This is a genomic window from Bradyrhizobium canariense (assembly GCF_019402665.1).
GTDB lineage: Bacteria > Pseudomonadota > Alphaproteobacteria > Rhizobiales > Xanthobacteraceae > Bradyrhizobium > Bradyrhizobium canariense.
The window spans coordinates 12524-37338 of sequence record NZ_VSST01000048.1 but is presented as its reverse complement, the minus strand read 5'-3'; the positions used below and the strand labels follow the sequence as shown (position 1 = coordinate 37338).

Below are 24815 nucleotides of genomic sequence, written 5' to 3'. Positions count from 1 at the left end.
TACATTAAAACATTAATTGCTATTTTAGTTGATATATAATTTACTCTGGCTTGTAAATTAAATAGGCTGGCATCGATCTGGTCACGATCGAGGTAACTCACGCTCTGATCCGCCCGAGGTGTAAGTGACGATGACGTGGTCGGTGCAGGTTTATTGCGTCGCAAACGATGAGGCGATTCTCCGGCGGAATCTGCAGGCCTCGCCTGATATTGCCGGCGGCCCGATCGAGCTTTCGGTGATCTGGGGCGCAAAGGCCGCTTCGGTGGCGTATCGCGAGGCAGTTGCGAGGGCTCACGCGGACGTTGTCGTTTTTGCTCATCAGGACGTTTACTTTCCCGAAGGTTGGTTTTCCCAACTGAATGTGGCTTGTGAAAGGCTCAGTTCGGCGGACCCGTGTTGGGCCGTAGCTGGTCTTTGTGGCATGACGAACGATGGAGAGTTCGTCGGTCATCTGTGGGACGCTGGCCTCGGCGCCGTATGCGGGGCGCCGTTCGATGTGCCGCGACAGGTGACGAGCCTCGATGAAGTCGTTTTGATCCTGCGCCGGGCTTCGGAAATCTCCTTTGATCCGGGGTTGCCCTCCTTCCATTTGTACGGAACGGACATCGTGCTCGAAGCCCACCGATTGGGCATGAAATCCTATGCGATCAATCTACCCGTTATTCATAACAGCAAGGCCGGTGTTCGGCTCGACGGCACTTACGTTGCCGCTTACCGCTTCATGGTTCAGAAGTGGAGAGTACTACTTCCGTTGCCAACTGTGATCGTGCGGTTGACAAGGAATCCGTTGCCGCTGCTGCTTCGCGGCCTCCGCTTGAGGTACAAGGCTCTGTTGCGAGCGTCTACCTTGCATCCAATGGTCGAGTCTCCCGAATCGATCGCGAGGGAGCTCGGGTTCGCGGCCAGGGAGGACTGCGTTTGACGGATCGCTCCGGAGAAACCTCGGTCCCGGCGGACGGCGCTGCACCGCTATCGATGACAATTGTAGTTTGCATTGAGTCGGGCCTTCTGGAACTGCTTACGCTGCGGATGGTGGAAAGCCTTCGTCGCTTTGGCGGCCGGTTTGCAAATCTGGACGTCATTGCGGTAACGCCCCGTCTTACGCCGCCTCTTACGTTGGAAACGCGCCGTCGAATGATCGAACTTGGGATCAAGCACTTGCGAGTGTCGCCAAGGAATCCCTACGCCTGGCATCACTACATGAACAAGGCGGAAGCGATTGCTGCCGTTGAGGAGAGGGTGACGACGGACGCAATTGCTTGGGTCGACAGTGACATCCTGTTCTTGCGAGAGCCAAACGATCTTGAGCTCCTGCCTGGGGTAGACTTCCTTGCGAGCGCTCCGGATGCCGGAGTGATTGGGTCGAGAGGCGTAACCGATCCGAATGACCCATTCTGGGGCCGCTCCGCCGCGCTTATCGGGAAGGTCGCGGACGACCTTCCCTGGCTTCAGACGGGTGACGGACATCGCATTCGATTCTACTGGAATGCCGGGCTTTATGTGTACCGGCGCACTGCACGCTTTGGCCGAGAGTTCCTCGCCGGCTTCAAGACCTTTCTTGATCGGCATGTTGCCAGAACACACTCGCAAGTTCACTTCATGGATCAGGTCGTGTTGGGGTTGACCGTACTTCGGCTGGGCCTCGTGTGGCGTGCTCTGCCTGACAAAAGCAATTTCCCCGTGTGCAGCTTTCTGCCCGGCAACTATAGTCCTGCAAAAGTGATCGACGTGAGCGTGCTGCATTTCCACGACTCGATGAATCCGGAGATGTGGGACAAGCTGCTTGCCACGCTCAAGCCTGGACATCCGCAAATTAGTGCGTGGCTTGAACCGCAAGGGCACGTTGTTCTGCCGCCTTCACTGCCATTGTCGCTTGGTCGCGAAAGTCTGCGGATCATTCGCGGCGCACGGAGACGGGTCTATTACGCGAGATCGGGCTTCACAAAGATGTGGAGCCCGGCTGCGGGTTGAACCCGCTTGCCATATCCTGAAGAACCGAGGCTGCCAAACTGGTTTTGGTTGCGGAGCTGAACGATCCACCAGATGAGTTAGTGTACCTTTGATGGAGCAAGTCGTGGGCATTGATCTGACGGGGCTTCGAGCCCTGAGTTTCGCCAGCCGGGTTTATAACTTCAACTTTTGTAACAGCGCAACGCTCGGCCGGCACGAAATTCACTTCTGGAAGCAAGAATTCGAGGCGGTACGAAAAGATTTCAATTTTGACTATGATGAAACCTTGACGGTCGGCGCCTTCTGCGAGCCTCTGCTGCAAAAACTCGGCGCTAAAAAAATCACGTCCGTCGATGCGTCCGCGTTTGAAGGCGCGTCATGCATTCACGATTTCAACTGCCCGGTTCCGGACAGCCTCCATAATCAATTTGACGCGTTCTTGGATTTCGGCTCGATGGAGCACATTTTCGATGTTGCCCAGGTAATCGAAAACATCGTCAAGATGGTGAAGACCGGTGGCTCGATATTGCTGGCCACAAATGCGAACGGCTTTCCCGCGCACGGGCTGTTCCAGTACTCTCCGGAATTCTTCTATAGCGTCTTCTGTGAGCGCAACGGCTTTCGGGACACGAGCGTCTTTCTGGTCAATACGTTTCGTCCCAAGCTGTGGCATCTAATCAAGCGCCCTGTGGTGCTCCAACGGCGGAACCAAATCCCGTTCGAGGAGCGAATGATGGTACTGGTTTTCTCGACCAAGATTGGTTGGGTGGACCAGTTGAGTGTCATTCAGTCCGACTACGACAAGACCTGGACGAAATTCGCGACGGGGCGTTGGGCTATGTGGAAGTCCCAAGACATATCGAGATGGAAGAAGATCCTTCACCAGGTCGCAAATCCATATGCCTATCGAATCGCTTCGGAAATGCTCGAGTCATTCCGGGTGCGCCGAGGATACAAATCCGACCGCGTCTTGATTGATCCGGATCGTGTTGATCCCACGAAGTTCTTGACGGAGATTAGCGCGTTGATGGATTCGGGTATCGGGCATCGCCCAATCGAGGCGCATCTCTGAGAGAATGATCGAGCTCTTGCCGGAACGCCCCAGATGATCGAGACGCGAATTCCGCAGTGTGATCGGGCGTCTTGGGCGCCGCTGGTCCTCTGGTCTGGCGCACTTCTGGCGCCACTTCTGGTTTTCGACATAGGTTATTGTCAGTCCCGGGGCGCGAGGCCAGTAGGTGGCAGCGATCCATTCAGCGCTGGACTTGCGAGCGATCGTGCCGGTTCAGCAGGCACTGAAAACGTGGCAGAGGGCGCTTGCATCACTCAGCACCCCCACCTGTTGAAGGCGTACAGAAGGCGGCCGCCTTGGCGGGTCGCTGGCGTTGATTATTGCGTCGGCCACGATACAAATGCCATTCTGAAAGATCCGGCAACGATTTCGATGGAGGGGACCGCAGTCGATGCGACCAAACAATTGGTGACTGTGACCGGCAACAATATTGCTCTTGACAGCTATGACTTTTCGCTCAACGGAGGCTGGCAAGTGAGAGCCTTGGCCGCGAATGCAAAAATCGTGAATTCCAATTTCGTCGTGGACTCGAATGATCTTCTGCCCATTGTCGGGACTGCCGAGGCGTCCAATCTGCGCATCTCCCATTGCACCATCGACGGTCGCGGCCATGACCCGGGACCGTGGGGCACCTTGGTCGCATACAGCGGTAGCGGTCTCACCGTTGAGTACTCCTGGTTAAAGAATTCCGGCGGCGACATGATCCAACAGATCGGAGGGACCGGATTGATTGTGATCGAGCACAATCTTATCGAGAATGGTGGATTAAGTCCGGGATCGCATGGCGACTATACTCAGCTTGAGGGCGGTCCGTTCACGGTGGCCATCAACTACAATACCACTGTGCAGAACCGCGGAAGCACGCAAGGTCTGATGACCGAGTACGTGGCAGAGGGTGAAATAGGGCACAATACGATGATGGGTACTGTCAGTTACTTCCTTTCAGTGGACCTCTCTTCAATTGAAACGACCTTTGCGGTTCATGACAACTACTTCGACCCTAGAGGCTACGGATTCGCGTACCCCTCGCGCCGGACGGGCACTCCGAATGATTCCAGTCCAAAATCAATTTTTACGAACAACGTGAATATGCGGACGGGGGCTATCGTGCAGGATGTCGTGCGCCGGTAAGTGCCTATAGACCGCTGCCTCTATCGGCACTTGCATTCGTTCAAGAAAACCGGATTCGTCAAACACTTGCGAAAACACGGAGTGACTATACACGACGTAGATCTCTCGGTCGTCTTGCACAACGGAGGCTCTCAATTTCTCGAGCATGCTTTGCAGAACGTCCTTACCAAACGGATTATAGAGAAAGAGAATGGTATTCTCGGCGGAAAAGTCATAGTTCGCGGCGTCGGCAAGGACTGAGGACACGTCTTGACATTTAGGTCTCGGATGCTTGCGAATGTTTTCCGTGGCAATCGCATGCAGTTCAGCGGAGAACTCGATGCCTAGGATGCGCCGAAACGGGTATTCAGAGGCCACCAGCAAGGTCAGGCCTTTGCCTGAACCGACGTCGACGTACTGAAAGTCTTTGGGCCGAATGGGCAGAGCTTCAATAGCTCTCCGTACAAAGTCGGGATCGGATGCTTGGTAGCGGACACCATCTCGCTGATGGGAACTACGAATCTGTAATTTCCAGAGCGGGACAATCCCGCCAGTGTCTGTTCCGTATTGCCGGTCGAAGTCGCTCGGCGCTTGTTTTGAAGCGTAGAGATGCCGAAGTCTTTCTGTACCGCTTTTGAGGAAACTAGCTAGACCGTCGCGGCGCAGCTTGTGCAGTGCGATGTCACAGAGCGCCTTGATCTGCCTGTGCCTGCTGACCGATTTGGGCATCATCCGCTCGAGCGCTGCCGAAACCCCGCAGCCCGCGTGGACCGCCAGAGTGGTGAAGAACAGAACCTTAGCATATTGCGCTTTAATATTTAATTAGTTTGCTGTTTAATATGAAATCAGAAAATATTGATTGGGTCGCGAATAAAATGGTGTCTGCAAATCAGACCGGCTCCGACCACCTCGGATACGCCAATAGGGAGCCGCCATATGCGCCCGGCTTCAATGAGGCGATGAACCGCGGCATGCAGATGCAGTCGTCCCGAAATGTTGCCGTTGCCCGCGACCTGCTTGCCCGTCGCCGCGTCGAGGTCCTCAGAACTCGTCCGGAAATCGAGACACTTCGGCAGTTTTGGGGTTCGTGCAGTCCACCGCGCGATGCCGATTTCGATTTTTTTCTCTTTATAGTTGACCTCTTTCCAGAGGTTGAGCGGGTACATGTCGTTGTGCTTTACGAGGAGGACGTACCAAAGGCGCTCCTGGCAGGACGGATCGAGGTGGGGCGCTTGCCGATTCGGCTGGGTTACTTCGCGATTCCTGTTCCGAAACTGCGGATTTTGCAGATTGTGCACGGGGGCTGGCTGGGAGCGATCTCGGAGGAGAACGCAAAAGCGCTCATCGAAAGCGTTGTCGATTCACTCGCCGCCGGTGAAGCTGATGTAGCATCGCTGCATTCCCCAGACTTTGATTCCTCGATCGTCCGATGCAGCCGAGTCCTGCCATCCTGGTGGTGTTCGGACCATGCAGTGCGTCCGCAGGCCCGTCGGGTGCGCGAGCTTTCGGGCGCTGCTGGCCCTTTTTCGTGCAGCCTCTCCCAGAACGAACGATATCAGCAACGCAAGCGTGCGAGAAACTTAACAAAGGGATTCGCCGAACATAGAATCGACCGCTTTACAGGTCCAGCCGATGTTGATCGACTTATGCGTGACGCGGAACTCGTCGCTTCCAAGTCCTATCAGAGAGGTCTTCGTGTCGGATTCTCGGGCAGCGCTACAATTCGCTCTCGTCTGCAGTTCGAAGCCAACATGGGATGGCTGCAAGGATATATTCTCTATCTCGACGGCCAGCCTGCTGCTTTCTGGATCGGCTCGCTGCGTAACGGGGTGTTTCTTAGCGAGTATCTTTCGTTCGACCCTGGCTACACGAAATATGGCCCGGGCATTTATTTGGTTTTGAAGGTGATGGAGGACCTGCACGATGACCCGCGACATCCCCCGACACGGCTCGTCGATTTTGGCATTGGTGATGCAGCCTACAAAGAGAGATTGGCTACTCGTCACTGGCACGAGTCGAGCGTTCTCATCTTCGCGCCGCGATTGGGAGCAGTGTGGGTTAACGCCTTGCGCTCGTCAGTCGAGATAGCAAACCGGTCCGTGAAGCAGGCGCTTCGTCTTACGCCATGGCTTCTGTTGCTCAAGCGACGATGGCGTACAAAGGTGATCAAAGATGGCTGAGCCATCGGAACTCATCGCTGCACTCGAACCTGAGAGGCTCTTTGAACTCGTTAGATGACGGCAAAGAACAGGCAGAATCTCGGCAGACACGTCCGAGCTCGGCGTCCGGAAAGGGTGGCAGCCGGAACCTCAGGGCCTCCGTCTCCATGGGTGTCCTGATCCCGCTGCCGCTGAATGGAAAAGGCGTGGGTTACACGTGCGGCTCGCTTGCCGCGAGCATGGCCGACAGCCACCTCGAATTAACGCTCGTCACCCCTCGCAACAGCTGGTCATTGCCGTCAGTTGAGGTCATCGAGGCCCTACCACGATGGGCCCGCCGTATGCCGTATCGATGGGTCCGGGCCTATGCGAGCCGCAACATTGAGAGAGAGTTTCTCTCCTGCTTTGATCGCTTCCGAACGCCGAGGATGGCGGCTTACCTTTGGCCCGGGGCATCCATTGAGACCATTCGTGAGCTGAGGCGGCGCGATGTCACGATCTTTAGAGAGCAGTTCAATTGCCACACGGCGACCGCGAAGCGAATTCTTGATCAAGCATATGGGCGCCTCGGGGTTGCGCCCGGACATGCGATCGTCCCCCAGACTATCGAGACGGAAAGACGGGTCTTGGAGGCTGTTGACTACGTCTTCTGTCCCAGTCACCTGGTCCGAAGATCGCTGCTGGAGAACGGCGTTGCGTCCTGCAAGCTTCTGGACACTACCTACGGCTGGGATCCCGAGCGGTTTTCAGGATCGCGAGCGCTGCTCGCGCCGATCGAAGGCATTACGGCGATCTTCGTTGGCACTATCTGCGTACGTAAGGGCGCTCATTTGCTGCTTGAGTATTGGTTAAAGAGCGGCATCAAGGGGCGCTTGATATTGGTGGGTGAGATGGAGCCGATCATCAAGGAGAAGTATGCACACCTGTTTGGTAGGGGCAATATCGTCGTTCACAATTACTCGAACGACGTTGGCGCGCTCTACCGTTCGGCGGATATGTTCATTTTTCCGTCCCTTGAGGAAGGAAGCCCGCTGGTCATCTACGAGGCCTGTGGCTTTGGCCTGCCAATGGTGACTTCCGCTATGGGGGGCGGCAGGATCGTGCGGGACAACTGCGAGGGCTTTATCATAGATCCCTATGATGCCGTTGGGTACTGTTCGGCGATGCGTCGGCTGGCTCAGGATGTTGAGCTACGGCATCGGATGTCGCGCGCTGCCGCTGAACGAGCGCAATCGTATACTTGGAGTGAGGTTGCTAGCGCTCGCCGAAAACAGATATTCGGCGTTCTCGGAGTTCCTGCCTTCGACTGAGAAGTGCTGCAAGCTCTCACATTGTACCGAAGATTCAATGGTCTTGCTCCACGGCAGCTTCGAAAGAACATTCGCTCTCAGTCCGATTGGGAGCAAGGGGCCGGCGGGCCCACAAGCATTCGCATCGATGCGGGAGCAAGACGCTAAACCTTAATAGACTGGCGCCCAAGCGTTGTGGCTACGTTCATGCATTACATATCTAAGTATGATTTTCGTTCGTCCCGAATCATTAAATCGGCAGTTAAATTAAATCAGTCGGCAAATATTGCGCTGGATGGTCTGCGATCTGGCGTCTCCAAATATGGACGTTGCTTCCCAGACCGTTATGAAAATGAAATTGGGAGTAAGTAAGTTTTTCCATTGCGCAGGCAAGCAGGTTCTGGATGGTGCGTTAGATTATTCATCTGGTGATTTAATTATATGAGTGTGGCGATCGAAACCAAGATCACCGCAGCAGAGCCCTGATGTAGTCCAAAAAAAGCCCGGGGCGGCGGACCAATAGTGCGCCGGCCAATCAGTGGTTGGCTCGACACTTAATGCAAGTGGCATGTCGCTCGGAGGCCGTTCGCGGTTGAGCGCATGTTGATGGGGACTAATCTCAGGAGAACAGGTAAATGGCAATTAACGACGGCTTCGCGAATGCGCCAGTTGGATCACCGCAGCTTCCAAACATGCTTGACGCTTATGGCGCAAACAAGCCTGCGTGGAATGTCGCGGGCGTGGATTATTATGTGGGGGTGCCGGAGGGATTGGCACTCAAGGATCCCGCGACGATTTCGATGGCCGGTGTCTCGGTCGATACGACCAATCACACCGTGACTGCGACAGGCAACAACGTCACTCTTGATGGTTATGACTTTTCGCTCAACGGCGGTTGGCAAGTAACCGTCGATGCAGCCAACACAAAGATCGTGAATTCGAACTTCGTTGTGGGGTCTAACAACTACACCCCGATCGTTGGTACCGAACACGCCTCTAATCTGAGTGTGACCAATTGCACCATCGACGGTGCCGGCCATGATCCCGGAGTGTCCGGCACGCTATTTTACTACAGCGGCACCAATTTCAGCATCGATCACTCGTGGTTGAAAAATGCTGGCGGTGACATGATCCAGCAGACCGGCGGCTCAGGTGCGGTCGTGATCGAGCACAATCTCATACAGGATGGCGGCCTGAATTCCCAGTCGCACGGCGACTATACGCAGCTCGAGGGCGGCCCATTCACGGTCGCCTACAACTACAACACGACCGTGCAAAATAATGGAGAGACGCAAGGTCTGATGACCGAGTACGTCTCTCAAGGGCAGATTGCCAATAACACGATGCTTGGCCATGTGAGCTATTTCACGTCGGTGGACAACAAGTCCCTCACGGGAACGCTCACGGTGCAAGACAACTATTACGACTCGTCCAACTCGTATGGTCTCGTTTATGAGGACGGGTCGAGTCCGCTGGCGCTCTTTAACCATAACGTCGATATGACCAACGGTGCTGCGAGTGGAACGACGTCAACCAGCGGCGCGACGACGGGCTCAACCGGTTCAACTGCATCAAGCGCTCCGGTGAGCGACTCGAACTCGACAGATAGCGGCGCGAGCGATGTCGCAGGCGGCGTGAGCACCGGGGCATCTGCCGTCGGTCCTGTCACCGGCTCGGAGCCTTCCGGTGCGTCAACTACTGATGCGTCTACGGCGCACCAGTCCACGGCTGACGGAGATGGCACTACCAGCCACAATGCTGGAGCGCCGACCGGCAGCACCGGGACGACCAGCCCCAGCGACGCGGCATCTGGCACGGCCAACGGAGCATCCGATCCATCGGACGTAACGGATATTGTGGCTCCGAATGCGCCGGTCCTGTTAGGCGATTCGATAGTTCATCATCATGCGGCGGTGTCCGGAACGGCGGAAGCAGGCAGCACCGTGCAGCTCTATGAAGGCACACGCCTGCTTGGCTCGGCGACGACGGATCCGGATGGAAGCTGGAATGTAACGACGCCTGCCCTCAAGGCTGGGTCTCACACTTTCACCGCGATTGCCAGCGACGCCGCCGGCAACACCAGTGCCTTGTCTGAGCAGCTGGATCCCACGACCCCCGGCTCGCACAGCGTCAAAGCGACTTCGACGGCTGACCTGAGCAATAGCCAAGTCAATCACGGAGGCACAGATAGCTTGACGTTTGCCGCCAACTTCGGCCACGACGTCAAAGACTTCACCGCAAGCTGGCCGGGTCACGACATGAACCAGTTCAGCAAAACGGCGTTCGACAGTTTTGCGAGCGTTCTGTCCCATGCGGCCCAATTTGCCCACGACGTCTCCACCCCGACCGGCACGGGGAGTGACACGCTCACACTAAAGAACACGAAAATGGATTCCGGTAGCCACGATTTCCATTTCGCGTAACGAACGAACTCACCATACCGAGTAGCACTCAGCAACTGCCTTGGGATTCTTGGAGGATCCCGTTGCGAAGGCAAGGTGCAAGGGGGTCCCATGACTGACTTTGGACGGCGGGGGGTAGTCCCCCCGCCCGTAGTTTTTTTTCGAAGCCAACTCTCAAATCTAACACAGTTTTTGGCCTCTGGACGGTGGGCGGAAGCAGCCGAACTGCGGTCGTCCTGTGCGATCGGCTGGGCAAAGGACCAGGTCGAAGCCTTGCGGCAAAAAGTGTTCTCCGGGCGACCGTCGTCGGCTCGCGACTATGACGAGCCGCAGTCGGAGATGTCGGCTTTCCTGCGATCTTGCCGCAGGGTTTTCTGGGCTCTTGCGGCCTTCAGCGGGATGAGCAATCTCCTCATGCTCACTGGCTCGTTTTTCATGCTGCAAGTCTATGATCGGGTGCTGCCCGGGCGCAGTATACCGACGCTAATCGCCTTGATGGTTCTTGCCACGGTTCTTTACCTGTTCCAGGGTGGACTCGACCTCGTCAGAAGCAGGATCAGCGCCCGGGTCGGCCGGTATTTTGATGAAAGGCTCAGCGTTCGCATCTTCGACGCGCTTGTTCGGCTGCCTTTGAAGACCAGAGCCGATGGCGATGGCTTGCAGCCGGTGCGGGACCTTGATCAGGTCCGCAGCTTCCTGTCGAGCGGAGGGCCGACGGCGCTCTTTGATCTGCCCTGGATGCCGATCTATCTCGGCGTCTGCTTCCTCTTTCACTTCTGGATCGGCGTCACTGCGCTAGCCGGCGCGCTGGTGCTGGTCGGCATTACGGTGCTTACGGAAACGCGCACGCAAGGGCCGGCAAAGGCGTCCTCTCGTCTCGCCGTTTCGCGAACCGCACTGGCGCTCGAGGGGCGGCGAAATGCCGAAGTTCTGCAGGCCATGGGCATGCGGCACCAGGCGGCGCTACGTTGGCGCGACGTCAACACGAAGTACCTCGCGGCCCATGAGCGGGCCAGCGATGTCGCGAACGGTCTCGGTGGCGCCTCCAAGATTTTTCGGGCGATCCTACAATCGCTGGTTCTTGCCATTGGCGCTGTTCTCGTCATCAATCAGGAATCGACGGCCGGCATCATCATTGCCGGATCGATCCTCACCGCGCGGGCATTGGCGCCTGTCGAAATGGCCATCGCGAATTGGAAAGGATTCGTCGCCGCGCGGCAGTCGGAGCAACGGCTCGATCGCTTGCTGAAGCTTCTGCCAATCGAGGAGGAGCGGTTGGCATTGCCTGCGCCTGTTGAAACCCTCATCGCCGAGCACCTCTATATTAGCGCCCCGAATTTGGAGAGGCCCACCGTCAGTGAAGTGTCGTTCCAGCTGCGGAGCGGGCAGGCAGTTGGAATCATTGGTCCGAGCGGATCCGGCAAATCGACGTTGGCACGTGCCTTGGTGGGAGTTTGGCCGTGCATTCGAGGCAGGATACGGCTTGACAACGCTTCGCTCGATCACTGGTCTTCGGACGCACTCGGCAAGCACATCGGTTATCTGCCTCAGGACGTCGAATTGTTCGACGGCAGCATTGCAATGAACATTGCACGGTTCGATCCGCAGGCAACGGCCGCCGCAGTTCTGGAAGCTTCGCATGCCGCGGGCGCGCACGATCTCATCCTCTCCCTTCCAGACGGCTACAGCACGAAGATCGGTGAAGGAGGGTTAGCGCTATCGGCGGGTCAGCGGCAGCGTATCGGGCTCGCGCGCGCCTTTTACGGCAAGCCCTTCCTGGTCGTACTTGATGAGCCCTCTTCCAATCTCGACGCCGAGGGCGAGGGCGCCTTGACCGAAGCGATCCTGAACGTGCGCCGTCGGGGCGGAATTGTCGTCGTCGTCGCGCATCGTCCGAAGGCGTTGGAAGGTGTGGATCATGTCTTGTGCCTCGGGGAAGGCAGGGTTCAGTCCTTCGGCAAGAGAGAGGAGGTCCTCAATAGAGTGTTGCGAAATCCCACACCGCTCAAGGTCGTCGCGGAAGCTCAAGGAGGCGGCCGATGAATGGCCAGGTGACACCGGCGATGCAATCCATCCAGCGTTACATGATCGTCGGTATGATCATGTTCGGTTTGGTAACCTTTGGGATCGGTGGTTGGGCGACAACGACCCAATTGTCGGGCGCGGTGATCGCCCAAGGCGTGGTCGTGGTGGATTCGAGCGTCAAGAAGGTTCAGCACTCCACTGGTGGGATCGTAGGAGAGTTGCGCGTGCGGGAGGGCGCCCGGGTTAACGCAGGGGATGTTTTGATCCGCCTCGACGAGACTCAGACGCTCGCGAATGCGACCATCGTCACCAACAGCCTCGATGAGCTGTTCGCGCGTCAGGCTCGTCTCGAGGCCGAGCGCGATGGCGCCGAGCAGGCCATCTTTCCCAAGGTGCTGCTAGACCGGGCCAAGGAGAGCAACTCGGAGGCGAGCCGTGCGATCACTGCGGAGCGAAAGCTGTTCGAGCTGCGTCGTCAGGCGCGGAGCGGCCAAAAAGCGCAGTTGCGGGAGAAGAGCGCGCAGCTGGAAAACGAGATCAAAGGCCTTACCGGTCAGACCGAGGCCAAGCAGAAGGAAGTCGAATTTATCCGCCAGGAGCTGGAGGGCGTGCGCAGTCTCTGGCAAAAAAATCTGGTGCCGATCACGCGGCTCAACTCCCTCGAGCGTGATTCCGCCCGCCTCGAAGGCGAGCGCAGTCAGCTGGCAGGAATGATTGCTCAGTCGAAGGGCAAGATCGCCGAAATCGGACTCCAGATCATTCAGATCGACCAGGACCTGCGGACGGAAGTAGGCAAGGATCTGATCGAAACGCGATCGAAGCTCTCCGAGCTGAGCGAGCGCAAGACCGCGGCGGTCGATCAATTGAACCGGATCGATATCAGGGCACCGCAAGCCGGCCGCGTCCACGAGCTGAGCGTCCACACGGTCGGAGGTGTGATCTCTCCCGGCGAGCAGATCATGCTGATCGTGCCCGATGCGGACTCGCTTGCGGTTGAGGTCAAGATCGCACCGCGCGATATCGACCAAGTCTATATGGGGCAGACCGCGACAATGCGCTTCGCGGCGTTTAACCAGAAGACTACGCCCGAAATCGACGGAGAGGTCAGCATGGTCTCGGCAGACATTACACAGGATCAGCGTGCCGGCACGAGTTACTACACGGGCCGCGTCCTGCTGAAGCCGGAAGAGCTGGCGAAACTCGGGTCGGCCAAGCTGTTGCCTGGCATGCCGGTCGAGGTCTTCATCAAGACGGCCGGTCGGACCGCGCTATCTTACCTGCTCAAGCCGTTGCGCGATCAGGTGGAGCGCGCATTCAAGGAGCGCTGACTGTTCGCGGGAAGATAGCAGCGCTCGACTGCGCGAATTCGGGGCTGACGCCCTATCCGTCGGCGCCAGCGTTGGCGATCAGCTTCTGCGGCTGGGCGGCCGGAAGCGTCCAGCGGGCGTGGCTCGTCGACCGGCGCGCGGCACAAGCCGGACGGGGTCTGCAGTCTGGTTTGAAAGCTCGACCGCGGCGTTCTGGTGATGTCGGGCCGTCGCAGGAGATCTGGTGGGGCGAGCGCGGCGAGATCGATCCACTTCCTGAGCAACCGCAATAGATCGCGCGGTTTTCGACGGATCGGCCGTAGTGGATGCCTGCTGTCAGTGGGCGAGACTACGGATCGCTCGAACGACCGTCCGCTCAGCACATCCATTCGCTTAGCGTACAGGGTCATCGCGGCCAGGAAGACAAGTATTGAAGCTTCAGCCCCCACGATGACGAGTAGCCCATCTGGCATATGAAACTGTCCTGATCGAGGAAGTACGGGTTGACGATTTGACCCCGGCGAACAATTAAATCAACGAATAAATCGGATAGGGCGTTAAATTGTCGCCCCGGCTCAAGACGCGCGAAGTACGCTCTGTGCGTGCTTTTGGGCGGCCTTTCCCTCGGGACACCCGAGCCGTCCAACAGCTCCCGCTCCTTCATTCTCTCCCATCCTTTCTTCGGCAGGATTGTGAGTGCTACGGCGGCTCCTTTGCGGGCGGTCGGCATGCATATTAATTATTTATTATCTTGGCGTATTATACTGGATTTAAATTCTATTGAATATTATAACCGTAGGTAATGTTCTCGCGGCAGGGCGGCCACGCTCTGGGTTGAATCCGGGCCTCACTTGGCGTCTTCGCAAGGGGATCGGCAAATGCAACGAACCTCGAGGCCAAGCGTCGTCGCAGCCGTAGCTGTCATGATCGGAGGCGTTCAGTGGGCGGGTGCGGCACTGTCGACCGTGCCGACGGCCCTGCAAGCGGCTCTTGGGCATATCGAGCTGGGGCGCCCGACGCTTCCGCCCCTCACTTACACGCTGTTTTGCCTCCGTTATGATGCCGAATGTCGCCTGCGGCGCCTCTTCCGCGGCGGGCCGATCCGGCTGACGGAGAAGCGATGGACGGAGCTGCGGGAGATCAATCGTGTGGTCAACTGGGCAATAGCGCCAGCTCGCAACGAGCTCGGTCTTGCGGGCGAGGCGTGGATCATCAACCCTACTCGTGGCGATTGCAACGACTACGCGGTGAGTAAACGCCACGAGTTGCTTCAGCGCGGCTGGCCGGCGCGAGTCCTGTTATTGAGCGAAGTCGTCGTCGGTTCCGGAGAACATCATTTGGTGCTCCTCGTGCGTACCAGGAGCGGCGATATCGTCCTCGATAATCTCACGCCGCAGATCATCCTATGGTCGCGGACGCCCTATCGCTGGGTTCGCGTGCAGAGCCCGGGTCGCGATGGGCTGTGGGTGGCGGTTGGGCGGGAAGGGACGTGAGCGCCGGTGCCCGGAGCCCTGCTTGGCCAGAACGGGCTGGGCGCTACTCCCGAGCGCATTTGAGCTGCTCAAGCGAAGTGAGCCTATCTTTAAGCTGCAACGATCCGGCGGAGAAGATCAAGCGACAGCCCGAGGGTAGCCCGCGTCGTTTCAATGACGGAAGCGGCAGCACATCGCCCTAATCAGATTGGCTTTCTCGAGCACGACGCATTCGGCCGCAATCACTCCAGTAATTTCTCGGGAAGCACGTCGTTGACGACTATGTGCGGCCAAGGTTGGTTTCGCATTGGCGTATTCAGTGCGCAGCACATCGCTCGGGCGAAGACGCCGCTCGGCGAGGAAAGTTCTACGTCGACATGCAAATCCGCCAAATCCGCCACTCCGGCTGCAGTGGCTTGGAGCGGGATGTGCTCCAAGCATGCTGCCACAAAATTAAAAATCATGGTTGAGAGCGGAAATTAAGTTTAAAACGAACCAATTCAAGGCGGCGAGCTGTGTGCGGTGGATTTTGGTGAAGCCCGGCCTGATGTTTTCCTGACGCGGGAAGTTGTTCAATCTGCTGCTTCGTCAAATCGGACACACCGTGATCGGCAATCAGTAAATTTAAATGGTTAAATTAGTATAATCAGTTGCGGCGCGATGATTTTGGTCTATTTTGGAGGCGAGCCGGAATGTTGCGGGAGGACCGAATGACCCATCTCGACACCGACGGCGAAGATCGTCGTGAGTTCTTGAAAGGCTGCGGAAAATTCACCGCCGTATGAGGCTGTTGCTGTCCACCTCTCTTACCCCAGCTGCAATAGCCAAGTCGGGCGGTCATGTTGTGCACCGCAACAATGGCTTCGGAAACGGCGGCCGTGACGGCAGTCCTAACAATAAAGAAGATCGCGACCGCTAGATTTTGCGGTCTATGGACAGCCATGGTGTGTATGGCATCGCGGCCGTCGCCGGGCTCAACCGGTGCGGCGGCGCTTGCTGGATGAACGGTTGATCAACAAATCATCCAGCCTCTTGCCGGCTCGGAGCTGCGCCTTCAGCCAGCGGGGTTGCCTGCCGCGACCGGACCAGGTCTCGGATGGGTTTTTCGGATTTTGATACTTCGGCAGCACTGGGGGGTAGGGGCGACGCGCACGTTCCTGGTCGGGGGCCCCGGAAGTTCCTTCTATCCTGCGGAGCCGCTCTTCGAGCTTGGCTTTTTCCGCAATCATTCTCCGACTAAGAACAGTCGTCACTTCATCGTAAAGCCGCCACAGCTCGGCTGTGGTCGCAGATGCCCACTCGTCGTTCCCCATGGAAGCCGTCCCCACTACTTCCCGATTTGAAATAGGAGGGCGGCTTATCAGGTCGAAGCCCCGTCGGGCAAGCCTGATCGGCCTGCGCACAGAACTCTAGTGTGCAGTGCGGTACTTCTTGGGGCTACCAGCCGGGCCTGTGCCTTCGACCGGCCGGTCGCCTCCCAGCCGGTCTCCGCCTGCGGACCCTCCGCATCGGGCCGAGCAAGCGCTGCTCGGCCATCGACACGCGACTACGTAAATTCTGCAATTCGGTGAATTGAACGATCAGAGATTCATGCGTTTGCCGCAAAACAGCCGAAGAATACATGTGACCACCTACTCATTACCAGCGATGACCCGTGACTGCAGATTGAAGTTGCTCGGTTAACGAAAATGTCGCCCGAACTTTGCTGACCAGGTTTTCATCGGTGTTCCTGCCGAAGCAGCCGTTATCGTTCGAGAGGTCTGATCAATGGTTGGAAAGACTCCCGCTTGACACACGACCGAGATCAGAAGGGACACCAGCCGCTGTCGCGCTTGAGGACCAGTCCTCGTATTGATGTTGATGAATAGTATTACTTTTTTGAGCCTCCTCCTCGTGTTCTGGATTGAGGCTTTTCAGATCGCCTCGCTCTGGTGAAAGTTTGTCGAATGTTAGATTTGAATCGTCAATGTCCCTATATATCGTTCGTAATAAGTGGCTGCTGATAAGTTTGATTTCCGTTAACCAACGCTGACAACGCCGCCGCTTTTTTGGCCCATAAATCTGCGGCGAGTTGGCAGCTCGCAGCGATCTGGCGTTGCTGAAGAAAGGTGCTGTTTCGTCGATGAATTGGCTATTTCGGATTTTCTATGGAGGACCGGATTCCTACGGTGCTGCACGCATGCTCGAAGCGAGTTACTATGATGGGGCCATCATGCGTTGCCGATGCGTGCCGCGAGGAAATTGACAGTGCGGCGTTTTGGCAGAACGGATGGGTTGTGCCCTCCCGCGCGTCTTTAGGGCGAATGTGGGAATAAATTGCGGCGTGGGGGGTGTCAGGAATAGGCAGTGGAAGCATGCGCCGCATCAGAATCGTCATCGCGGATCGGCACCCGATCGTCTTGCAGGGAATCAGCAGCGTCCTTGCGACGCAGCACGACTTTGCGATCGTGGCCGCCTGCGGCGACGCTGCAAGCTGCATGGGGGCGATCCGACTTCTGGTGCCCGACATTGCACTGGTCGATGTTGCAATGCGCAATATCAGTCGACTGGGCGTCCTAGGCCTCGCAAACATCGCTGGCCAGGGTACCCGGGTGATTTTTTTCGCCGATAAGGCCGGCGATCAAAGGTTGCAGACGCTGGCCGCGGGCCGCGCCTGCTTTGTCCTCACGAAGGATGCTAACCCCGAGATGCTGGTCGCCACCCTGAGGAAGGTTGCAGAAGGCCAGGGACTGGCACCGCAGTCGCCGAGCACGGGTTGGGAGGTCGGTGGGGAGCCTTGCGCCGGGGAGGAGAAGCCTCTGACGCATCTGACCGACAGGGAGCTGCAGATCATGAGACTTGTATCGGAGGGGCTGTCGAACAAGGAGATTGGGCGTCGCCTGAACATTGCCGACGGTACGATCAAAGTCCATCTTCACCACATCTTCCAGAAGCTCGATATCAGCAATCGAACAGTTCTCGCGGCATTGGCAATTTCGCAAAACGGGCAGCACACGGCCCCACGTGACCTCGAGCCCTCGGGCCTACTGCAGCAGGATCCGGCGGTTCGAAATGTCGAGGGCGTCAAGCGCAGCAATGTCCTTCCGGGACGTACGCGTTAGCTGGAAATCGCATCATGTCGGGCGGTGCGGATCGGTTGCAGCGCCCAGGTGCTCGGCCATGTTGCGACAGGCTCCTTCGGCCTCAGCCAATGTCCGGAAGGGCGAACCGTTGATCTTGATGGCGCCATTGTTCTCGTAGAGTGGTCGCCAACTCGCCAGGTAGCCGGAACGTCCGTGAAAGCCCGGACCGGTAGGGCTCTCTAGGCTGATCACAAACGAGAAGCCATCGCCGCTCGCGCTCCAGATCTCCATGTTTTCGATGGGCCGGTGAAATTGCAGTGGCATGGCAATCATCCGTCATGCGTTGCCCTTGATAACATAAATCAGATATATGCATATTAAATATTAGTTTGAGTGTCTAGATTGGACTCCGGCGCCGGGGCTGGCAAACCCGACGGCCGTGGAAAAAGTGACGATCTGCCCGGCGACGCGCGCTTCACAACTCCCATCTTTCAAACAAAAGTTCTGGTTGAATGTCGATTTAATATATAATATGAACGAATAAAATTAAATCAGGAGAGCGTCGTGACCCGGGACGGCAATGAAGATGACGACCGGCGGGCATTTCTTAAAACCTGCGGAAGATTCGCGGCCGTGACCCCCCCCGTCATGACGCTGCTGCTGTCGACCTCGCTAACCTCGACAGCCATCGCGCGTTCAGGCGGACAGACCGTAGCAACGCTTGGCAACGACAGGGGCCAGTCATTCTTCGATGATCGTCCGTCCCCTGCAGCGTCTGGGTCCTCTGGAGGCGGATCCTCTGGGGGCGCTGGAGGTGGTGGCTCATCTGGGGGGCGCCGTGGTGGGTCATCTGGTCCCGGTGGGCCAGCCGGCGGTGGCGCCGGATCGGGCAGAACGGCCGGTGGTAAAGGGCCCTTCGCAACGGGAGCGAACTCTGGAAATCCGACCGCATATGGAGGCGTCGATTGTGCAGATGAAGAAGACGAGGAGCGGAGGTACAAGCCCGACTGCGAGCGAGTCGCCACTCGACTTTCGAGCGCAACCCGCTCCGAGCATTAACAACGGCTCGTCCCGCTGTTATTGCAGGCTCCACAGCCTGGCCCGAAAGGGCACGTGCCGCGCGCCTGGGCACATGAGCGCTCTCTTAACGCGCCACCGCATCGTTATTGGCGGCGCAGCATGCCGAATGTCAGTCACGTTTTTCCGTGATCACATATTTTTCCGACCGTCAAAGCTGGCGGAATTCTCGCGGACATATTGCCAGGAGACCTCACATGAAAATCTGCGCTCGAGTGGACAACCCCGCTGCTGTTCTTCGCCAGCGCCTCGAAGCGCTTGCCTCCCAACTCGCGGAACTTGAGAGTCTCAGGGACCGAGTGGATCGAGAAGAGAACCATCAGCGCGAGCTGCGCCGGTCGGGCTATCTCGGACGGCGCGCGAGCTCAGAGTGCAACCGAGCGGCCGCTGCAACGTCGCAGATTTAAAGCTTATGCCTGCTCCGCCTGTCGCAACCCATCAAATTATTCAGCGAGAGTCCGAAAGCGAACGGATGGTTCGAATTTAATCGATCATATTTGGCTTCGGCGGGGGGCAAGCGGTTCATCCGCAGCAGCCTCCCGTCACGCCGAGAACAGGGGCGCTAGTTTTCTGGCGCAGTACGTGCGGGGAGCGGGGAGTCTTCAATCTACTAACTAGTTTCGCTTGAAAGGATGAAAGCTCGTGAATGATGCCAATGTGAAAGTCGAAACGCAGGTCGATCCGGTGAATGAGAACACGAATGGTGCAAAACCAAGGTTCGATTTGCCGTTTTTGAATTTCCAGGAACTCCTCCGTGGCTTCGCCGAGCAGGGCGCCGCACAGACCAAGAAAAATATCGCGAGCATGAAAGCGACTTCCGAGGAGATCAGCGACATTCTCCGTGAAGCCTGCTCTATGAACGCCAGAGGGGCCGTTGACTACGGCGCCAAGGTCATCGAGATTTCCAAAGACAATACCAGCGCCACCCTGGAGTTTTTATCCCGGCTCGCTGAGACCAGGTCGCTGCTGGATATCGTGCATCTTTCGACCGCCCGAAGCCGCGAGGCTTTCGAAGTTGTCTCCGCACAGAATCGGGAGCTTTGGGAGCTCGCGCAGAAAGTTGCGATCGAGACGACCGAGCCCATCAAGACCAGCTTCAACAGAGTGCTGCACAAGACCGTCTGAACCGAGGCTACCGGCCGCGCGGATCGACTGGACAGGCGTCTCCGCGACGAGGGGACGCTCGGTCCAGTCGATGGCGGGCCAGCGTGCTCAGGGTCCGCAACAGATTGCAGGAATTGAAGATGGGTATGGTAATGATCAAATGCCCGGAAACGGGCGACGCTATTTCGACGGGTATCGAGACTGATCGCGAAAGGTTTCGCTGCAGCGCGGTATTCTTCTCGCGCACCTATTGTCGGGTCTGCGCGGCTACACACGAGTGGTTCGCGCGAGAGGCCTGGGTCTACGAGCCTGCCCTGGATAGTCGGTTGCCGGGCGGCTGGCAGGCGTCTCGCGCCGGCGCGGCATGAATAAGTCGTGCTCCGCCACGCGAAATTATCCGATCGATCCTGCGGCTCATCACCTTGTAGCACTCGCATGCCACGGCTTCGAGCCGCGGCCGGTCAATCTCGAGCTGACCGCGGCGGTTGGATTTCAACGCTCTTGACGCGCGCAACGCCCTCACAACATGCGTGACCGTGGTGCGTCGGACGCCCAGTAGCTCCGACATAGTCTCCTGGGTCAAGGGGAGGAGATTGCTGCCATTCGCCCGGTCGTGAATTTGAAGCAGCCAGCAGGCCATCCGGGCTTCGACGGAATGCAGTGCATTGCAAGCCGCGACGTGCTGAACCTGCGTCAGCAGCGATCTCGTGACAATCTGCACCATGGATGCGATCGCGGGGCTGCGCCCCAGAGCTGACAAAAATTGCGCCGCCGGAATCTGCAGCACGGGCCCTGGTACGCGGACGACTACCGTCACGGATGAGTGGGATGTGCCAAGCGCCAACGTTAGACCGATCGCACCTTCACGACCGATCACCGCTATGGCGGCAGTCTGCCCGTTCGGCAAGTCCACGATGTAGGCAATCGCGCCGCCACAGGGGAAGAGAAGGTGCTCGATTCGATCTCCCGATCGGACCAGTACGGCGTCGCGCTCGAGTACGACTTTCCGCAGGTGAGGCGCAAGCAAGGCGAAATCCGCCGCCGGCAACGCTGCTAACAATCGATTACCAACTCTGGTCGCGTGGTCCATCATGGGATTCGTCCCCACGGAGGTCCGGCGCTAGGTCTCCTGCCGGCTGGTGCCGGCCGGTCTGCACTACTCAACAGCACTCCAATCGGTCACCGGAGATATGGTTCCAATTGGGAGTCGTGCGTGTGCGACGGCACCGCCACGCATGATCCCGCTAGATCCTGCGATTGGCTCCAACTGGAGACCGGCAGGCTCGCGGGCATTGCAGTTGATATCGGCCAAGCCTATCGTTCGTCCGCCTTCTCGGGAACCGGAAAGAGTGTCATCGGAGCGGACGCTCTATGCCTGTGCGACGGATGCCAATTTTCGGCCGAATATGCTCAGGCGGCGACCGCCTAATCATTGAACGTTCTTAACTCGTGGCTGACTCTTAATCAGCGGGTCCCGGTTTTGGGCCCCGCCCACCGCACCTCGCAAAGCCTTAGGCCGATCCACGGTTTGAGAAGACCGAACTAAAACGGTTTTTCGAACGGCGTTTTTGGATCCCGCCGGACGGTTGCTCCCGACAATGTGATCGGCGGTGCCGGTGACAAAGCGGCTCGCCGAGCGGCTTCACCACTAAGTCACCATTTGCCGAACGAGTGTGCCGCAGTTCGAACGACGCTGCTATTGAGCAGATCGGCCCTTGGTGCGGCTACCTATTTCAGGCGAATTGCTTGTGACGTTCACGGAGGGCATCCATCCACAGGGTGAAATCCTGCACGTGCTTGAACATATCTTCGGGAGGCGGCGAAGCGGCATTTCGCCCGCGGGAAGAATCGTGAGCGTCCGTGATATCGCAACAAAGTTTGAATCCTGCCTCCCAAGCGGTGACGTCAGCGGCTTTCGGGTGCGGCGCTTCAGCGCCTGCTGGAGACGCGCGACGCGCTGGCGCGTCAATCTCGTCGCCAAGGCCTTGCGAGAAAGCAACCAGATCAACGACGAGATCAGCCGCGCTCTTGGTTGTGACTCCGCATCCTCGTTTTCGCAGGCTTTCACCCGTCACATAGCTGGGCGCCTGGCCCGTGTCGCAAAGGCTTTCACCTGTCAGACGTGGTCCAATGATTGCCTGTCGCGTATGCTTCTGACACAAATTTACAGGGCCGAATCTACCGAATGCGCAAGGTCTGGAACAGTCTGACGATCCGTCCCATCGGTATGAATTGCCGGCGGTTCGTCTCAAAGTATTCGATTAGCTCGTCGAGTTCGTCTTGCGTGGGCCGTCGGTCACGCTCTTTGCTCTTTCCAATCAAATTGAGGTGACTTAACGCGACGCGTGCGAGGCGGGCTTCCTCGGCTGAAACCTCGACGCCGTGCACGGCGGCGGCGTGCGTTATGATTGTACGGATGAAGGGCAAATCGATTGCCAGTGTCGCCGGGCCAGCGCCCTGCTTGGCGCGCTTTCTTCCGAACTCGATCAGCCGCTCTCTGTTGAGAGCGGGCAGCTTCACACTGCCGAGTTCGGCCTTGAACGAGGCCATCAGCTTTTGATCGGCGAGGGGGCTTACCGACCTCGCGCATGTCTTCGTCGTGCAAGTCAATCAGATCGCCACACGTGCGAACGTTCCGGACCACGTGTGGCTTCGACGATCCATTACGGTCAATGTTGCGCTCCATTTCGAGCGCCCATTCTTCGCCATCCTTGCGTCTCCGGAACGTCTCGGCCACATAACGGATCTTGCGCCGGATTGGACACGCCAGTTTCCAGATGTCAATTGTGTGTAGGTCGCCACGCGTGGGCACTCCGGCTTTCGTGTGCACTATGTGTGCACCGAGAGGTCAAAACAGGTACAAACGTGTGCAATTTCGGCTGGTTTGGAGTGCACACGTTCATGTTTCAGCCTGTTGAAAGAAAGTAAGTCTTTGAAATCGCAAAACTATCTCTTCTCCGTGGCGCCCATGATGGATTGGACCGACCGGCATTGCCGGGTGTTCCACCGTCACCTGACGCGGCGGGCGCTGCTCTATACGGAGATGCTGACCACTGGTGCCATCATTCATGGTGACCGGGAGCGGCTGCTTGGGTTCGACATGGTCGAGCACCCGGTCGCGCTTCAGCTTGGCGGGTCGGATCCGCGCAAGCTGGCGCTGGCGGCGCGGATCGGCGAGGAGTTCGGTTATGACGAGATCAACCTCAACGTCGGCTGCCCCTCCGACCGCGTGAAGGACGGCCGTTTCGGCGCTTGCCTGATGGCAGAGCCTGATCTCGTGGCGAGGTGTGTCGAGGCGATGAAGGGTGCGGTGGCCGTGCCCGCGACCGTGAAGTGCCGCATCGGTATCGACGACCAAGATCCGGAGGTCGCGCTCGACAAGCTTGCGCGCGCGGTCGTCGCCTCCGGCTGCGATGCGCTTATCGTGCATGCCCGGAAAGCATGGCTCAACGGTTTGTCACCGAAGGAGAATCGCGACATCCCGCCGCTCGACTATGATCGCGTCTATCGCCTCAAGCGCGCGATGCCCAATGTGCCTGTCATCATCAACGGCGGCATCCCCGGTGTCGACGAGGCCAAAGCACATCTCGATCACGTTGACGGCGCGATGCTCGGACGGGCCGCCTATCAGGAGCCATGGCGGCTGCTCTCCGTCGATACCGACATTTTCGGCGAGGAGGCGCCGCATGCCTCGATGCAGGATGCGCTCGAAGCGATGATGCCCTACATCGAACAACAGCTCGCGCGCGGCACGCGGCTGCACTCCATGACGAGGCATTTCGTCGGCGCATTCCATGCCGTGCCCGGCGCGCGCGCCTTCCGCCGCCATCTTGCCGAGCAGGGGGTGAAGCCGGGCGCCGGCCTCGAGGTGCTGCGCGATGCGATTGCACGTGTCGGTGCCCGCGCGCCGGCAGAGGCGGCGGCCTAGCCGTAGTCGCATGACGAGCCGGATTGCAAAAGTCTAGTCGACTGCCAGGCGCGAGCGGCGGTGACTGGTCTGGAACTCCGGATAACCGGTGAGCATCAGCTTGTCGGCGCGCACGCCCCAGCTCTCCAGGCGATCGAGGAAGCTCATGCCGAGCAGGTTGGTCTTCATCTGTCCGCGCTGCACGACGAGGGCCGGCACCGATTTCTCGACGAGGTGGCCGACGGAGAGACGGTCGATCGTGAGGCGGGCCGCCTTGGTGTGACCGCCCGCGGTTTCGAGATCGACGTCGTATTCGAGCATCTCGAGCGGCAGCCCGATCGCTTTCGCGGTTTCCCAGGTCAGCACCACCGAGGTCGCGCCGGTGTCGATGACCATCGGTGCGGCCACGCCGTTGATCTTGGCGCGCAGCGCGAATTCGCCGCCCTGGCCGCGCTGAATCTGCACGGCGGGGGCGGGCGCTGCGGTCTGCGTGCGAAAGATATGCGAGACCTTGCTGCTCGCGCGCGCGATCTGGTCGGAATCGCCATAGGCGACGACGGCACCGGCCGTGCAGGCGAGCATGATGAGAACGAGCAGGAACCGGATCATTGCGCATCTCCCGATGCGCTCAGGCCGGTCAGCTGCGTTTCGGCGATCCCGCGATGGGCGCAAGTCCAGCCTGATTCATGCGCGCCGGCAACAGCGCCATGAGCGCGAGCCGTTCCGCGCTCTCCATGGCGTGCCAGCGCGCGATCTCCGGCAATGTGCGTCCGCAGCCGAAGCACAGCCTGGTCTTGGGATCGATCATGCAGACGGCCACGCACGGCGTTTCTTTGCTCATTCGGACATAGTGGCGGATGGTCGGGCATGACTGCAAGC

The 24815-nt window shown here is 58.2% G+C and carries 21 protein-coding genes; 14 read left to right on the top strand and 7 right to left on the bottom strand.

The genetic code is table 11. From position 1 onward, the window contains the following. Positions 1-124: 124 nt before the first annotated feature. The 4 genes from FXB41_RS25130 (at position 125) to FXB41_RS25115 (ending at position 4153) form a co-directional block, all read left to right on the top strand. The gene (locus FXB41_RS25130) at positions 125-922 is read left to right on the top strand and encodes a hypothetical protein (RefSeq protein ID WP_219683570.1); all 798 of its coding nucleotides are present in this window, start codon (positions 125-127) and stop codon (positions 920-922) included. Continuing rightward, complete coding sequence (locus FXB41_RS25125; RefSeq protein ID WP_219683569.1) at positions 919-1971, top strand: GT-B fold glycosyltransferase domain-containing protein; 1053 nt, start codon at positions 919-921, stop codon at positions 1969-1971. The genes FXB41_RS25130 and FXB41_RS25125 overlap by 4 nt, the downstream gene beginning before the upstream one ends. Positions 1972-2074: 103 nt before the next feature. After that, positions 2075-3022 carry a class I SAM-dependent methyltransferase gene (locus FXB41_RS25120; protein WP_219683568.1) on the top strand — a complete coding sequence of 316 codons (948 nt, stop codon included), beginning with the start codon at positions 2075-2077 and terminating at the stop codon, positions 3020-3022. A 33-nt stretch (positions 3023-3055) separates the two neighbouring features. Further along, complete coding sequence (locus FXB41_RS25115; protein ID WP_219683567.1) at positions 3056-4153, top strand: hypothetical protein; 1098 nt, start codon at positions 3056-3058, stop codon at positions 4151-4153. Here FXB41_RS25115 and FXB41_RS25110 read toward each other — a convergent pair. Next, entirely contained in the window at positions 4088-4861 is a 774-nt protein-coding gene (locus FXB41_RS25110) for a class I SAM-dependent methyltransferase (RefSeq protein WP_219683566.1), read from the bottom strand. The genes FXB41_RS25115 and FXB41_RS25110 overlap by 66 nt on opposite strands. 110 nt (positions 4862-4971) lie before the next feature. Between FXB41_RS25110 and FXB41_RS25105 the strand changes: the two genes are divergently transcribed. The 6 genes from FXB41_RS25105 to FXB41_RS25080 all read left to right on the top strand — a co-directional run bounded on the left by FXB41_RS25105 (position 4972) and on the right by FXB41_RS25080 (position 14807). Beyond that, on the top strand, positions 4972-6312 hold the full coding sequence (locus tag FXB41_RS25105) for a GNAT family N-acetyltransferase (RefSeq protein ID WP_219683565.1): 1341 nt from the start codon (positions 4972-4974) through the stop codon (positions 6310-6312). A 146-nt stretch (positions 6313-6458) separates the two neighbouring features. After that, positions 6459-7601 carry a glycosyltransferase family 4 protein gene (locus FXB41_RS25100; RefSeq protein WP_219683564.1) on the top strand — a complete coding sequence of 381 codons (1143 nt, stop codon included), beginning with the start codon at positions 6459-6461 and terminating at the stop codon, positions 7599-7601. 614 nt (positions 7602-8215) lie between these two features. Beyond that, entirely contained in the window at positions 8216-10003 is a 1788-nt protein-coding gene (locus tag FXB41_RS25095; protein ID WP_219683563.1) for an Ig-like domain-containing protein, read from the top strand. 318 nt (positions 10004-10321) lie between these two features. Further along, positions 10322-12025, top strand: a complete 1704-nt coding sequence (locus FXB41_RS25090; RefSeq protein WP_246649168.1) for a type I secretion system permease/ATPase — start codon at positions 10322-10324, stop codon at positions 12023-12025. Next, the gene (locus tag FXB41_RS25085; protein ID WP_219683561.1) at positions 12022-13335 is read left to right on the top strand and encodes an HlyD family type I secretion periplasmic adaptor subunit; all 1314 of its coding nucleotides are present in this window, start codon (positions 12022-12024) and stop codon (positions 13333-13335) included. The genes FXB41_RS25090 and FXB41_RS25085 overlap by 4 nt, the downstream gene beginning before the upstream one ends. A gap of 902 nt (positions 13336-14237) precedes the next feature. Continuing rightward, on the top strand, positions 14238-14807 hold the full coding sequence (locus FXB41_RS25080) for a transglutaminase-like cysteine peptidase (protein ID WP_376707510.1): 570 nt from the start codon (positions 14238-14240) through the stop codon (positions 14805-14807). Between the two features lie 953 nt (positions 14808-15760). Here the strand turns inward: FXB41_RS25080 and FXB41_RS25075 are convergent. Then, positions 15761-16099 carry an H-NS histone family protein gene (locus tag FXB41_RS25075; protein WP_219683559.1) on the bottom strand — a complete coding sequence of 113 codons (339 nt, stop codon included), beginning with the start codon at positions 16097-16099 and terminating at the stop codon, positions 15761-15763. Between the two features lie 1041 nt (positions 16100-17140). On the opposite strand from FXB41_RS25075, the gene FXB41_RS25070 reads away from it, so the two are divergent. Further along, complete coding sequence (locus FXB41_RS25070) at positions 17141-17887, top strand: response regulator transcription factor (protein WP_219683558.1); 747 nt, start codon at positions 17141-17143, stop codon at positions 17885-17887. A 12-nt stretch (positions 17888-17899) separates the two neighbouring features. On the opposite strand, the gene FXB41_RS25065 is transcribed toward FXB41_RS25070, so the two are convergent. Beyond that, positions 17900-18172, bottom strand: a complete 273-nt coding sequence (locus tag FXB41_RS25065; protein WP_219683557.1) for a hypothetical protein — start codon at positions 18170-18172, stop codon at positions 17900-17902. 1395 nt (positions 18173-19567) lie between these two features. On the opposite strand from FXB41_RS25065, the gene FXB41_RS25060 reads away from it, so the two are divergent. Together FXB41_RS25060 and FXB41_RS40970 are read left to right on the top strand one after the other, a co-directional pair. Then, on the top strand, positions 19568-20050 hold the full coding sequence (locus FXB41_RS25060; RefSeq protein WP_219683556.1) for a phasin family protein: 483 nt from the start codon (positions 19568-19570) through the stop codon (positions 20048-20050). A 119-nt stretch (positions 20051-20169) separates the two neighbouring features. Continuing rightward, on the top strand, positions 20170-20397 hold the full coding sequence (locus FXB41_RS40970) for a hypothetical protein (RefSeq protein ID WP_246649153.1): 228 nt from the start codon (positions 20170-20172) through the stop codon (positions 20395-20397). On the opposite strand, the gene FXB41_RS25055 is transcribed toward FXB41_RS40970, so the two are convergent. Continuing rightward, positions 20331-21122: a Crp/Fnr family transcriptional regulator gene (locus FXB41_RS25055; protein WP_219683555.1), complete on the bottom strand. Its 792-nt coding sequence runs from the start codon at positions 21120-21122 to the stop codon at positions 20331-20333. The two genes, FXB41_RS40970 and FXB41_RS25055, sit on opposite strands and share 67 nt — an antisense overlap. A 1085-nt stretch (positions 21123-22207) precedes the next feature. Next, complete coding sequence (locus FXB41_RS25050) at positions 22208-22579, bottom strand: hypothetical protein (RefSeq protein WP_219683554.1); 372 nt, start codon at positions 22577-22579, stop codon at positions 22208-22210. 382 nt (positions 22580-22961) lie between these two features. Here FXB41_RS25050 and dusA point away from each other — a divergent pair, with 382 nt between their 5' ends. After that, positions 22962-23957, top strand: coding sequence for a tRNA dihydrouridine(20/20a) synthase DusA (dusA, locus tag FXB41_RS25045; RefSeq protein ID WP_219683553.1), 996 nt, complete (start codon positions 22962-22964; stop codon positions 23955-23957). Between the two features lie 33 nt (positions 23958-23990). On the opposite strand, the gene FXB41_RS25040 is transcribed toward dusA, so the two are convergent. Together FXB41_RS25040 and FXB41_RS25035 are read right to left on the bottom strand one after the other, a co-directional pair. Next, on the bottom strand, positions 23991-24545 hold the full coding sequence (locus FXB41_RS25040) for a TIGR02281 family clan AA aspartic protease (protein ID WP_219683552.1): 555 nt from the start codon (positions 24543-24545) through the stop codon (positions 23991-23993). Between the two features lie 28 nt (positions 24546-24573). Beyond that, positions 24574-24777, bottom strand: a complete 204-nt coding sequence (locus FXB41_RS25035) for a DUF1289 domain-containing protein (RefSeq protein ID WP_007592603.1) — start codon at positions 24775-24777, stop codon at positions 24574-24576. Positions 24778-24815 lie beyond the last annotated feature (38 nt).